The organism is Chryseobacterium lacus (assembly GCF_003336205.1).
In the GTDB taxonomy this organism is placed as follows: Bacteria; Bacteroidota; Bacteroidia; order Flavobacteriales; family Weeksellaceae; genus Chryseobacterium_A; species Chryseobacterium_A lacus.
In genome coordinates this window covers 238,661-252,000 of sequence record NZ_QPIE01000002.1, presented here as the reverse complement: position 1 = coordinate 252,000, position 13,340 = coordinate 238,661, and the positions used below count along the sequence as shown (strand labels likewise).

Genomic DNA, 13,340 nt, shown 5'->3' with positions numbered 1-13,340 from the left:
AATACTTTAATTAAACAAGCTTGTCAGCAAATCGATAATATTTCTAATCGATTTGGAGAACAACTCATCCACGCCGAATGTAAATAAAGCGAGAATGATGGTAGCTACGGTTACTACAATCGTGGAGGATTGTAGTTCAGGCCATTTTGGCCATTCTACTTTATCTTTAAATTCGGTGTAGGAACCTTTAATAAAATCTACAAATGAACTCATAATTTTTATTTGCACGGGCACTAGGATTCGAACCCAGATCAACGGTTTTGGAGACCGGTATCCTACCATTGGACGATGCCCGTAGATTAAAAAGTTCCGTAAGTTTCCTTACAGAACTTTATATTGAGTTAGATATTAATCTAAAATTTCAGTTACCTGACCAGCACCAACTGTTCTACCACCTTCTCTGATCGCAAATCTAAGACCCACGTTAAGAGCGATTGGTTGAAGCAATTCTACAGTAATAGTGATGTTATCACCTGGCATTACCATCTCTACTCCTTCTGGCAAGAAGATCTCACCAGTAACGTCAGTAGTTCTTACATAGAACTGTGGACGGTATTTGTTGTGGAATGGAGTGTGACGGCCACCTTCTTCTTTAGAAAGGATATAAACCTCCGCTTTGAATTTTTTGTGTGGCTTCACAGAATCTTTCTTAGCGATTACCATACCTCTCTTGATGTCGGTTTTTTCAATACCTCTCAACAATAGACCTACGTTATCACCAGCTTCACCTCTGTCAAGGATTTTACGGAACATCTCAACACCTGTAATAGTAGAAGTAAGTTTTTCATCACCCATACCTACGATATCAACTGGATCACCAGTGTTGATAACACCAGCCTCGATTCTACCAGTTGCTACAGTACCTCTACCTGTAATAGAGAATACGTCTTCAATTGGCATAAGGAATGGCTTGTCCTGATCTCTTACTGGAAGTTCGATCCAAGTATCAACAGCTTCCATTAATTCTTCAACAGTCGCAACCCACTTTGGCTCACCATTAAGTGCACCAAGAGCCGATCCTTGGATTACAGGAGAGTTGTCTCCGTCATATTCGTAAGATGAAAGAAGATCTCTCAATTCAAGTTCTACAAGTTCAAGAAGCTCAGCATCATCTACCATGTCAACTTTGTTCATGAAAACTACTACCTTAGGTACGTTTACCTGACGGCAAAGAAGGATGTGCTCTCTTGTTTGAGGCATCGGTCCGTCTGTTGCAGCACATACAAGGATAGCACCGTCCATCTGAGCAGCACCTGTTACCATGTTTTTCACATAGTCGGCGTGACCAGGACAGTCTACGTGAGCGTAGTGTCTGTTTGCAGTTTCGTATTCAATGTGTGAAGTATTGATAGTAATACCTCTTTCTTTTTCTTCTGGTGCAGAGTCAATAGAAGAGAAGTCTCTTGCAGTACCCAATCCTTTGTCAGATAATACTTTACTGATTGCTGCAGTAAGTGTAGTTTTACCATGGTCTACGTGACCGATGGTACCAATGTTCAAGTGTGGTTTGTTACGATTAAACGTTTCCTTTGCCATGATTTTAAATATTTAATTTATTACTTTTAAAATTTCAGTGCGCAAATATAGTGAAATTTTGAAAATCAAGCTCCTTTTTGCTAAAAAAAGTCTAAATATTCAAAATCAGCAGTTTGCGATAGTGGAACCCACATAAAAATGAGACTGCGAAGGTAATAAAATTATCTCTTTTTTAAAAATACTTTGCAGTTTTTATAGTGTTGTCATGAAAGAATTCCTGTAATGCTGAGATTTTCTGGATATAAGATGTAATTTTCTTTCTGAAAGCAGACGGGAATTCCCGTCTACTTGCTTACCTTAAAAATGAAAAAAATCACAACCAAAAAGATTGTGATTCTGTAGAGCCAACGATGAGATTTGAACTCACGACCTCTTCCTTACCAAGGAAACGCTCTACCCCTGAGCTACGTCGGCAATTATAATTTTAAAAAAAAATCACAAGCCGTTTCTTGGTTGTGATTCTTTGAGCGGAAGACGAGGGTCGAACTCGCGACATTCAGCTTGGAAGGCTGACGCTCTACCAACTGAGCTACTTCCGCAATTTGTGTTTACAAATCTGTTGGTAAACGGTGTGCAAATTTAATTTAATTTCTGAAATCTGCAAAAGTTTTTTATCAAAAAATGTGGGGAGAGCAGGATTCGAACCTGCGAAGCCGAAGCAACTGAGTTACAGTCAGTCCCATTTGACCGCTCTGGAATCTCCCCAATTTTAAGATAAATGTTGCAAGAGCCTCCTGAGGGATTCGAACCCACGACCCCGAGATTACAAATCACGTGCTCTGGCCAACTGAGCTAAGGAGGCAAAATAGATTTCAAAAGAACGCTGATCTCTTTTTGCGAGTGCAAATATATGATTGTTTTTTTGAAATCTACAAATTTACTTTAGTATTTTTTTAGAAAAAAAATCAAGCGGTTTCCTTTTTCTTGATTAGCAACCTCTTAGCGGCTTCCACGCATTGATCCACGCTTTCTTCAAAACTCTCAGAAGTCTTTTTTACTATAATATCATCTCCGGGAACTACTAATCTTATCTCGGCAGTTTTATTTTCCTTCTCGTTGGTATTTTCCACTCTCAGGACTACCTGGCATTCCAAAATTTTATCGTAAAAAGTGGAGAGTTTCGATATTTTTTTGTTCAGATGTTCTTCCAGTGGCGCATGAGGAGTAACTCCAAGGGATTGTACTGTGATTTTCATAACTGCATTATTTAATTAAAGGTTAAAAATTTGTGCCTGTTGCACCTTCGTTTATTTCTTTGCTCTGGGGTGAGCCTCGCCGAATACTTTTTTCAACTTTTCAATATTGGCATGCGTGTACATTTGTGTGGATGCCAAGGACGAATGGCCCATTATTTTTTTTACTTTAGAAATTTCAGCCCCATTTTCTAAGACGTGAGTAGCAAAACTGTGCCTTAAAATATGGGGACTCTTTTTCTTCTTTGAAGTGACAAGACTAAGGTACTTGTTTACGATGGAATAGACAAATTTTTCTCCCAGTTTTTTGCCTTTGGGATGGAGGAAAAACCATTTTTCGTTGTCTTTCAATGGTTTTCTTTGGACTGCGTAAAACTCCAGTTGCTGCTTCAGTTCATCGGAGAAAGGGATGATTCTTTGCTTGTTGCCTTTTCCGGTCACTTTCATTTCATTTCCTTTCAAATTCACATCCTGATAAAGGAGATTGCACAGTTCGGCTTTCCGCATTCCGGTCTGGTACAGCGTTTCGATGATGAGCATTTCAAAAAATTGTTCAGAATCAGATAAAAGCATCTGTAGATTTGCCATTTCATCCCGGGAAAAAGGGATTTGAATTTCGGGATAATATTTTAAGGTTGAGATGTTTTCCATCGGCGTGGCTTTGATTTCACCTATTTTTAAAAGAAAAAGGTAAAAACTTCGGAGGGTGGAAAGTTTGCGGTTAATGGTTCTTTTCGCTAGTTTCTTTTCTCCGAGATAAGCGATGAAGTTTCTGATGATTTTTTTATCGGCCTGAAGATAATTTTCTGAACCTTCTGTCTCTAAATAAAAGTGCAGAAAATCCGCCAGGTCTTTGCGGTAGCTGGTGATGGTGTGTGCGGAATAGCGTTTTTCTACGATGATATGTTCTATGAATTTTTCAGTCATGGGTAGAAATAAAAAATCACTTTCCAAATATAACGATTCGGAAAGTGATATGGTATGTGTGTAAGGAAATCTTACGACTGCTCTTCTAAGCTGGCCTCTCTTTGCTTATGAGCGGCTTTTTGAATCTTCTGTCTTTTGATAACAGAAGGTTTTATAAACTGCTGTCTCGATCTTAACTTGCGTATTACGCCTGTTTTGTCGAATTTTCTTTTGTACTTTTTGAGGGCTCTGTCGATAGACTCTCCGTCTTTTACTGGAATTATTAACATATATTACATCTCATTTTGGTTTGCAAAAGTAAAATTTTTTTTTGAAGCCACCAAATATTAAAATCTTGTAAGGAGCTATAAAAAAATAATTACTATTTTTAACCACTTTTAATTTTTGAAAAACAAGGAACATAGTGATAATAGGGATACGGATAATAGTCTCCAAGTCAGTATTATACATAATGATTCCTAATAAATTGATATAATGAAAAAAACAATAGTACTGATTTTGTTTTTCTTTTTCTGCTCATTTGTTGTGGCGCAAAGAACTCAAAATAAGCCTAAAGTTGCAACAGCAGCCACGATGAAAGCAGGAGCTTTTATTAATGTTAATACGCCAGCATATCCTCAGAGTGCCTATAGTATTCAGGATTTGATAAAAAATGTTTTGATTACCGGTGGTTCAAATTGTACAGCGAATGTAACAAATGTAATTGTTTCTCCTAATCTTACGGCAACCAATACCAATCGCTCATGGGGTTATTTTAATAAGGGGACTACCAATTTTCCCTTTAACGATGGAGTAGTACTTATGACAGGCCCGGCAAATACTGCGGGAAATTCCTTTATTCCTAATCTTTCTGGAAATTTATCAACGGCAGGTGATCTTGATTTGGCAAACGCATTAGGCGTGGCGAATAGCGAACTATTTGATGCTACTTATATCCAGTTTGATTTTACTCCGGTCACCAGTGAGATAAAATTCAATTATATTTTTGCTTCAGAAGAATATGACGGGAATTATCAGTGTGATTTCAGTGATGGTTTTGCATTGCTGTTAAAAAAAGTAACTGATCCTACCTATACCAATATTGCTGTTTTGCCGAATGGAACACCGGTAAGAGTAACCAATATTCATCCGTATGTCTCCCCATCCTGTCCTGCGATCAATCAGCAGTATTTCGGAGGATATAATTCGACCAACATAGAAACGAATTTCGCAGGCCGAACGATTCCCCTAACAGCGACAGCGACAGTAGTTCCTGGAGAAACCTACCGTTTCAAAATGGTGTTGGCAGATTACACGGACAGGCAGTTTGATACCGGCGTATTTCTTCAGGCAGGTTCTTTCAATATCGGCGTACAATTGACTGATCCTTCCGGAAATAATTTACCTTCCAGCATCAGCATTTGTGAGGGAAGTTCGCAAACGCTCAACGCTTCTGTTGCAGTTCCAGGTGCTACGTATCAGTGGTTTTTCAATAATAATCTTATCCCCGGAGCTACCAGTGTTTCTTACACGGTTAGCCAGCCTGGAGTTTATTCTGTCGAAGTGCATGTTCCCAATACAACTTGCCCGGGAAATGCTTCAATTACAGTAACGACATTGCCATTTCCTCAGGCTTTAGATGCTTCTTTGAGCGTCTGTTCAGCCAGCAATACAGCCACTTTTAATCTTACTTCAGCACAAAATTCCATCAGTACAACTCCGGGTGTTACTTTTCGATATTATACCAATCTGGCAGATGCGACTGCGGGAAACAATAATTTTATTACTAATCCAACAGCGTACGTTTCTGGAAATACTACTCTTTTTGTAAGAGTAATCGGTACGCAGTGTAGCGATATTGCCGAACTGCAGCTTACGGTGGAAGCTCAGCCTGCAACACCGGTGATTACCGCATCCGGAACAGTGATTTGTGGAACAGGAAGCATTACGCTCACTTCTAATTACACCAATGGAAACTTATGGTCTACCGGAGAAACGACCCAATCGATCAATGTTACAACTCCTGGAGTTTATGCACTTACCAATACCGTTGGTTTGTGCGCCAGTGTTTCCGCCACCATTACCATTACCGGAAGTGCAGACCCGAATCTTCAAATTAGCGGGAATATGTCCTTCTGTGCTGGAGATTCTACCATCCTCACAGCCACAGCAGGCGGAACCGGAAATACATTTTTATGGTCTAATGGTGTTGCGGGCTCGCAAATAACCGTAACAGCACCGGGGACTTATACCGTGACTGTAACAACGCCAGCGGGATGTCAGTTTCAGCAATCTGCTATCGTTACAGAAAATCCGGTTCCTGCCGTGCAGAATTATTTGATGAATGAATGTTCCGTAACGAATACTTTTACGTTCGACCTTACCTCGGCAGAGCCAAATATCAGTACAACTCCGGGTGTTACTTTTACCTATTATACCAACCTTGCAGATGCCAATGCAGGAAATACAAATAATATTACCACTCCGGCAACTTATAACTCCGGGAATACCATAATTTATGTCCGGGTGAGCAATGGAAATTGCTTCCAGATCGCAGAATTGCAACTAATAGTAACATCAACTCCTGCGCCGGTTATTACACAATCTGCACCCGCTATTTGTGGAACAGATCCTGTTATTCTGACTTCCAATTATGCAACTGGAAACCTTTGGTCTACTGGAGAAACAACGCAAAGCATCACTGTCACAACGCCGGGAAATTATTCATTGACCGTTTCTAATGGTAACTGCGTCAGTCCCTCAGTTTCGGTAAATATTGCTCAAAATAACAATCCTAATTTGTCTATTAACGGAAACACAGTTATTTGTCAAGGATCATCAACAACGCTTACCGCTGTTGTTACCGGAACAGGATATACATTTGCATGGTCTAACGGTTCCAATGCACAAACAACTTCGGTGAATGCAGCCGGAACTTATTCCGTAACGGTTACAACACCGGCAGGATGTCAATACACTGCTTCTGCCACTGTTACGATGGATGCGCCGATTAATATTGTGATTGCGCAACCCGCACAAATTACCTGTATCAATACTTCCGTAACTTTGAATGCCTCTGCTTCCACTTTTTCACAAGGACAGGTCAATATACTTTGGACAGCTTCTGGAGGAGGAAATATTGTGTCCGGAGCGAATACTTTGACTCCCGTTGTGAATCAGGGAGGTAATTATACGCTTACGATTACCAATACTTTCGGGAACTCTTGTTCTCAACAGCAGACAGTAACAGTTATTGAAAATAATCAACCGCCTGTAATTGGATTGACGGCAGGCAGTCTCACTATTTGTCAGGGTGAATCCGTAGTTTTAACAGCTTCCGGGGCACAAACATATACTTGGGTGGGGCTCACTGGCTCAGGAAATACCCAGACGGTATCACCTTCGGTTACTACAACATATAGCGTGAGTGGGGTAGGAGCAAATGGTTGTGAAGGAACTACGGCTTCTGTTACCATTAATGTTGTTCCAGCAATAGTTTCTACGCTTCAGGATATTCAATTTTGTAAAGGCGACAGCGGTACGTTTGATGCGGGAGCAGGACCTGGATATACCTATCTTTGGAATACGGGCGAAACTTCACAGACTTTACAAGTGGATACAGCAGGTACATACACAGTCACTATCAGCAATGGAGTGTGTTCCGTACAGTTGACAGCAGAAGCTACTTATACTCCCATTCCTGAAATTGATGAAATTATCTACGAAGGAAACGGATTAACGATAAATGTTAAAGATGTAACGGCAGAAATGGAGTATTCTATAGATAATGGAATAAACTGGCAAAGTTCAAATGTTTTTGGAAATATCCTTGGCAATACGACGTATTATGTTTCGGTTCGTTATAAAGGAGTGAATTGCTATGCGACGGTGGAATATCTTACATTTTTTGTTCCTAATGCCATCACGCCAAATGGTGACGGTGTGAATGATTATGTTGATTTCACAGCTGCCAGCAAATACAAAGATTTCACCGCAACCATTTACGACCGGTATGGAAAAGAAGTTTTCCGTTCCGCTCCTGCCAGAACTATCTGGGGTGGAATGTATGCCAATGCTCAGGTAAGTACCGGAACCTATTGGTATCAGGTAACATGGATAGATCCCATTTCGAAAAAAACAATCATACGGAAAGGCTGGATTCTTGTGAAAAACAGAGAGTGATAATTTGCAACAAATTAGGGGAGGCACTGAATGTCATTTTTGCAGAGAAAGAAATTAGGATATTTTTTCATATCTTTGCAAACTTACAAATTGGGGCTGACCGGTTTCGACAGCAAGACCAATGGGTAAGTAAGCATGCAGAGAACCGCAGCGCGATCTCTTAAATCCCTTGCTGCACATTTTTAACTGGCAACCAAGAGTATGCTCTTGCTGCTTAATCTGAATCATAGTAGGATAAGCGTTTTTCCCGAAGTATAGTAAGGAAACAAGATGTCCCGCAGAAGCTCTGTTTCGCAGCGTCTGAGTCCGGGGCATAGAAAAAGCGAAAATAAGTCCGGGAAAACTTCGGTTCCGGAACGAAAACTTCAGAAGATAAGCTGTAAATTGGGTGTTTGCTCTCTGTTTACAGTCGAAAATCAATAGCAGAATAAGCATGTAGAAAGCTTGCGTATTGCTTGTTTGGACGAGAGTTCGAATCTCTCCAGCTCCACTAATAAAGATAATCCGACGGAATGCCGTCGGATTTTTTTTGCTATGTAGAGTAACTTACTGTTTTACAACCACATTCAGAGCTTGCAGAACTTGTTCTATTTCCTTTTTCAGGGTTTCTATCCCGTTGTTGTTGTGAATAATAAAGTCGGCTCTTTTCATTTTGTCTTTTTCCGGCATCTGTTGTTCCATAACGGATTTTATCTCGCGATAAGTTTTTCCGTCGCGATCCATCACCCGTTTAATTCGAAGATTATCCTCGGCAGTAACCAAAATAGTTCGAAAAGATTCTTTCTCTAAGCCAAGTTCGAAAAGTAACGCGGTTTCTTTAAAAACGAAAGGAGTATGCTGGCGACGCACCCAATACTCAAAATCATCGCGGACGGCAGGGTGAATAAGGCTGTTCAATTGCTGAAGCAATACCGGATTTCCAAAAACTTTTTCAGCAACTGTTTTTCTGTTATACAGCCCTTCAGCGTCATATGATTCTGGGCTTAATAGTTCCTGAATGCTTTGCTTCAGAACCTCATTTTCATTCACAATTTCTTTGGCACGGATGTCTGAATAATAAACAGGAAATCCTGATTCTTCTATAAACTGTGCCGCAGTAGTTTTTCCGGAGCCTATGCCGCCGGTAAGCCCGATAATCTTCGGTTCGGGTTCAGACGGTGGGGGCTCACCCTCAGTTGTGTCCATAATTTTCAAATAAATTCAAAGATAATATTTTTTACGAAGATGAATATTTACAAAATTTCGGAAAATTTTCATTGGTAAAGGTAAAGAAGTTTTTAATAACCAAATACTTCATTAAAACTAAAGGTTTCGTCCAGGCGCACTCCCTTTTCCGTCATTTTCAGGCTAGCAAGTTCATGATGGGCATCGTGTTCGAAGAATAAAAGATATTCATTGTCAATGCATTGCCTCAGGAATTTATCTTTTTCCTCTACTGTCAAAAGTGGCCGCGTATCATATCCCATGACATACACCAGCGGAATGTGGCCGGCGGTAGGAATCAAATCGGCAGCGAAAACAATGGTTTTATCCTGATATTGCAACACAGGAAGCATTTGTTTTTCGGTATGTCCGTCTACAAAAATGACATCCATTTTCAAATCCGGAGCGAAACCGTAATTACCGGTTGCAGGAAGTGGAAGAAAATTAAGCTGTCCGCTTTCCTGCATTGGCAGAATATTTTCTTTCAAAAAACTTGCTCTTTCTCTTGGATTAGGTTCGGTAGCCCATTGCCAGTGATTTTCATTGGTCCAGAACTGTGCATTGGTGAATGCGGGACGATAGCCATTTCTTTCATCGTTCCATTCCACCGCTCCTCCGCAATGATCGAAATGAAGATGGGTAAGGAAAACATCGGTAATATCTTCTTTTACAAAACCATACTTGGAAAGATTTTTCTCTAGAGAATCCTCTCCCCAAAGTGAATAATGGCCAAAGAATTTTTCATCCTGTTTATTGCCTAATCCGCAATCGATCAGAATGAGTTTTTTTCCGTCTTCCACCAGAAGAGCACGCGTTCCCAGTTCAATAAGATTTTTTTCGTCTGCGGGATTGGTTCTTTCCCAAATAGATTTTGGCACCACTCCGAACATGGCACCGCCGTCTAATTTGAATTTACCGCATTGTAGAGGATATAGTTTCATATTTTGATTAAAATAAATCTGTGATCAGAGTAAAGTTTTTTTCTCAGAAAAGTTCGTCTGTTCTTTTTGGTCTTGAAATTCCTAAATGCTGATACGCTTTTTCCGTCGCTTCCCGTCCTCGTGGAGTCCGGATAATAAAACCTTCCTGAATAAGAAACGGTTCATACACTTCTTCCAGCGTTTCCGGATTTTCTCCGATAGAGGTTGCCAACGCAGAAATTCCAACCGGTTTTCCCCTGAAGTTTTCTATCATCACCCGCATGATTTTATTGTCCATGTCATCCAGCCCGAATTCATCTACATTCAAAGAGTTTAATGCAAATTTTGTAATGTTGATTTCTATTTCGCCATTTCCTTTTATTTCCGCAAAATCCCGAACTCTGCGCAATAATGCGTTAGCAATTCTTGGTGTTCCGCGGCTTCTTCGGGCAATTTCGAGTGCGGCATCTTCATAAATTTTTACTCCTAAAACTCTTGCGCTTCTTTCAATGATCATCCCGAGAAGTTCCACCGTGTAATATTCCAGCCGGCTTTGGATCCCAAATCTGGCGAGCATCGGTTTGGTGAGCATTCCGCTGCGGGTGGTGGCTCCTATCAGTGTGAATGGATTCAGGTTTATTTGCACACTTCGCGCATTGGGACCAGTCTCCAGCATAATGTCTATTTTATAATCCTCCATAGCGGAATAAAGATATTCTTCCACGATAGGCGACAAACGGTGAATTTCATCAATAAAAAGAACGTCATTTTCCTCCAGATTGGTCAGCAGTCCGGCCAGACTTCCGGGTTTATCCAACACTGGCCCGGAAGTAATTTTGCAGTTTACTTCAAGTTCATTGGCAATAATGTGTGCCAAAGTGGTCTTTCCCAATCCCGGTGGACCGTGAAGCAACACATGATCCAGAGCTGCATTTCGGTTTTTCGCCGCAGCTACGAAAATTTCAAGATTGTCCAGCGTTTTCCTTTGTCCGGCAAAATCTCCGAAACTTTGCGGCCGGATTTTCTCTTCCTGCAGGAGTTCATCTTGAGAATAATTTTCCTTGTCCGCATGTAAAAAATCTGACATTTCTTTTTATTTCAGTAGCTACCAAAGGTAAAATTTTTAAAATGAAAAACAAAAAATCAGAACATCTTTTTCACCCTTCTTTCTTGTTATTTTATGTCCAAATGTTTACATTTACCTTATGAAATTAATAGGGCCGTTCAGGCAAATTGTTACTCTTGCAGATCTTCCGCTTCGTGGAAAAATAAATGATGAACAACTTCAAATCATCGAAAACGGAGGTGTTTTGATTCACAATAATGAGATTGTAAATGCCGGAAATTTCGAAGAATTAAAAGAACTTTTTCTGAAAGAAAATTATGAAAGTGATATTGAGGTAATTGATGAAGATGTTGTTTTATTACCTGCTTTTACCGATTGTCACACGCATATTTGCTTCGGCGGAAACCGTGCTCATGATTTTGCAATGCGCAATGCGGGAAAAACTTATTTGGAAATTGCAGCAGCTGGCGGCGGTATCTGGAGCTCGGTGGAACATACGCGAAAAGCAACGGAAGAAGAGTTGCTGGAAGGGCTTTTAAAGCGGATTAATTTTCTTTTATCCTTAGGAATTACGACAATCGAAATAAAATCAGGATACGGATTGAATGAAACACAGGAGTTGAAAATGCTTCGAGTGATTCGTCAGGCTCAAGGTTTGACACCGGCAACTCTTATTTCCACTTGTCTTGCAGCACACATGAAACCTAAGGATTTTGTGGAAGATAGTGATGGGAGCAATAGCTATCTGGATTATGTTCTGGAAGAAGTTTTGCCAAAAGTGAAAGAAGAAAATCTTTCGAGCAGAGTAGATATTTTTATTGAAAAATCTGCATTTCAGCCTGAGGAGAGCAAAATATTTTTAGAAAAAGCGAAAATTCTCGGTTTTGATATCACCGCACATGCCGATCAGTTCACGCCGGGCAGTTCAAGAGTTGCCGTGGAGGTTGGAGCAAAATCTGCAGATCATCTTGAAGCCACTGTGGATGAAGATATCGCCTTTCTGGCGGCTTCGGATACCGTAGCGGTCGCACTTCCGGGAGCAAGTCTCGGATTGGGCGAACCTTTTACACCAGCCAGAAAACTGCTGGATGCCGGAGCTATTTTGGCTATTGCGAGCGACTGGAATCCGGGATCAGCACCCATGGGAAATTTAATTACACAGGCCAGTATTCTGGCCACCTATGAAAAACTGTCTACAGCCGAAGTGCTTGCAGGAATTACTTTTAGGGCCGCACATGCTCTGGGGTTGGAAGATCGGGGAAAAATAATTTCGGGAAAAAAGGCAGATTTCGTGGCGTACAAAACAGATAACTATCAGAACGTTCTGTACATGCAGGGAAGCATATCGCCCTGTTTTGTGTATATCAATGGAAAAAAATACTAATCATGGTTTGGACCGGAAGAAATGACGGAGATGATGCTTTACATCAAAGGCTATTTCAAATGATCAGTTTTGATAAAGAAATATCGCCCAACGATTTCATTTTACATGGTTTCGCTGTGGATGAAGGAGTGAGAAGGAATAAAGGCAGAACCGGAGCCAAGGATGCACCCGATAGCATCCGAAGAAATATGGCTAATTTTCCAGTGGTTTATTCCAATTTAATACTAAAAGACTTTGGAAATCTTTTCTGTGAAAATCAGGATTTGGAAACTGCACAACAAAAACTTGCTGATGCGGTAGCTGAGGTTGTAGTAAAAAGCGCGAGATCTTTGGTTTTGGGAGGCGGCCATGAGGTTACTTTTGCCCATTACCGCGGACTGAAAAAAGCATTTCCGGAAAAAAGAATTGGAATCATTAATATCGATGCTCATTTTGACAACCGAATGCCGGAAGAAGGCGTCGGTGCAACTTCGGGAACAGGGTTCTGGCAGATAGCTCAGGATGAAAAAATCCATTCGTTGCATATTGGTATTCAAAGGAATTCAAATACCCTGAAACTGTTCGATACAGCACACCAATTCGGAATGAAATATATTCTGGCTGATGAACTTTTTTATGAAAATCTTCCTTTCATCTATGAACAAATCGACCGCCTTTCTGAAAAAATTGATTTGTTGTATCTCACCGTTTGTATGGATGTTTTCAATGCGGCTGTGGCTCCCGGCGTTTCGGCAACAGCCTACAACGGAATTTTTGCTGATCCGGTTTTTATGCTTTGGTACCGTCATATTCTGCGAAATGAAAAATTGATCGCTCTGGATGTGGCTGAAGTAAATCCCAGTTTGGATACCGGTGAAAAAACGGCCCGTCTGGCAGCCAGTTTAGTGAACGAATGGCTGATGTACAGCGATAAAAATTGACTTTGTCAATATCGATTTGTTATTCAATAA

11 protein-coding genes, 5 tRNA genes and 1 other RNA gene are annotated in these 13,340 nt (G+C 40.6%); 4 read left to right on the top strand and 13 right to left on the bottom strand.

Going from position 1 to position 13,340, the window contains the following annotated elements; genetic code table 11:
* Positions 1–6 precede the first annotated feature (6 nt).
* The 10 genes from secE to rpsU form a co-directional block, all read right to left on the bottom strand.
* Positions 7–213 (bottom strand): preprotein translocase subunit SecE, encoded by a 207-nt coding sequence (secE, locus tag DQ356_RS03195; RefSeq protein WP_114303014.1) that lies wholly within the window; start codon positions 211–213, stop codon positions 7–9.
* Positions 214–225: 12 nt separating this feature from the next.
* Positions 226–296 (bottom strand) — tRNA-Trp (locus tag DQ356_RS03190).
* A 52-nt stretch (positions 297–348) separates the two neighbouring features.
* Complete coding sequence (gene tuf, locus DQ356_RS03185) at positions 349–1,536, bottom strand: elongation factor Tu (protein WP_114303013.1); 1,188 nt, start codon at positions 1,534–1,536, stop codon at positions 349–351.
* Positions 1,537–1,878: 342 nt separating this feature from the next.
* Positions 1,879–1,950 (bottom strand) — tRNA-Thr (locus tag DQ356_RS03180).
* A 52-nt stretch (positions 1,951–2,002) separates the two neighbouring features.
* A tRNA-Gly gene (locus DQ356_RS03175) sits at positions 2,003–2,075 on the bottom strand.
* 85 nt (positions 2,076–2,160) lie between these two features.
* A tRNA-Tyr gene (locus DQ356_RS03170) sits at positions 2,161–2,241 on the bottom strand.
* A 23-nt stretch (positions 2,242–2,264) separates the two neighbouring features.
* Positions 2,265–2,338 (bottom strand) — tRNA-Thr (locus tag DQ356_RS03165).
* Positions 2,339–2,441: 103 nt separating this feature from the next.
* The gene (locus tag DQ356_RS03160; RefSeq protein WP_114303012.1) at positions 2,442–2,732 is read right to left on the bottom strand and encodes an HPF/RaiA family ribosome-associated protein; all 291 of its coding nucleotides are present in this window, start codon (positions 2,730–2,732) and stop codon (positions 2,442–2,444) included.
* 51 nt (positions 2,733–2,783) lie between these two features.
* Entirely contained in the window at positions 2,784–3,656 is an 873-nt protein-coding gene (locus DQ356_RS03155; RefSeq protein WP_114303011.1) for a tyrosine-type recombinase/integrase, read from the bottom strand.
* Between the two features lie 71 nt (positions 3,657–3,727).
* On the bottom strand, positions 3,728–3,925 hold the full coding sequence (gene rpsU, locus DQ356_RS03150) for a 30S ribosomal protein S21 (protein ID WP_114303010.1): 198 nt from the start codon (positions 3,923–3,925) through the stop codon (positions 3,728–3,730).
* 205 nt (positions 3,926–4,130) lie between these two features.
* Here rpsU and DQ356_RS03145 point away from each other — a divergent pair, with 205 nt between their 5' ends.
* On the top strand, positions 4,131–7,817 hold the full coding sequence (locus DQ356_RS03145) for a choice-of-anchor L domain-containing protein (protein WP_114303009.1): 3,687 nt from the start codon (positions 4,131–4,133) through the stop codon (positions 7,815–7,817).
* A gap of 92 nt (positions 7,818–7,909) precedes the next feature.
* Positions 7,910–8,310: a transfer-messenger RNA gene (gene ssrA, locus DQ356_RS03140) on the top strand.
* A 53-nt stretch (positions 8,311–8,363) separates the two neighbouring features.
* Here ssrA and coaE read toward each other — a convergent pair.
* The 3 genes from coaE to ruvB form a co-directional block, all read right to left on the bottom strand.
* A complete protein-coding gene (gene coaE, locus DQ356_RS03135; RefSeq protein WP_114303008.1) occupies positions 8,364–9,002 on the bottom strand; it encodes a dephospho-CoA kinase in 639 nt (212 codons plus the stop codon).
* Between the two features lie 92 nt (positions 9,003–9,094).
* The gene (locus tag DQ356_RS03130) at positions 9,095–9,961 is read right to left on the bottom strand and encodes an MBL fold metallo-hydrolase (protein WP_114303007.1); all 867 of its coding nucleotides are present in this window, start codon (positions 9,959–9,961) and stop codon (positions 9,095–9,097) included.
* Positions 9,962–10,004: 43 nt separating this feature from the next.
* Entirely contained in the window at positions 10,005–11,027 is a 1,023-nt protein-coding gene (gene ruvB / locus DQ356_RS03125; protein ID WP_114303006.1) for a Holliday junction branch migration DNA helicase RuvB, read from the bottom strand.
* Positions 11,028–11,145: 118 nt separating this feature from the next.
* On the opposite strand from ruvB, the gene hutI reads away from it, so the two are divergent.
* Entirely contained in the window at positions 11,146–12,390 is a 1,245-nt protein-coding gene (gene hutI, locus DQ356_RS03120) for an imidazolonepropionase (protein WP_114303005.1), read from the top strand.
* Positions 12,391–12,392: 2 nt separating this feature from the next.
* On the top strand, positions 12,393–13,310 hold the full coding sequence (hutG, locus tag DQ356_RS03115; RefSeq protein WP_114303004.1) for a formimidoylglutamase: 918 nt from the start codon (positions 12,393–12,395) through the stop codon (positions 13,308–13,310).
* Positions 13,311–13,340: the final 30 nt, after the last annotated feature.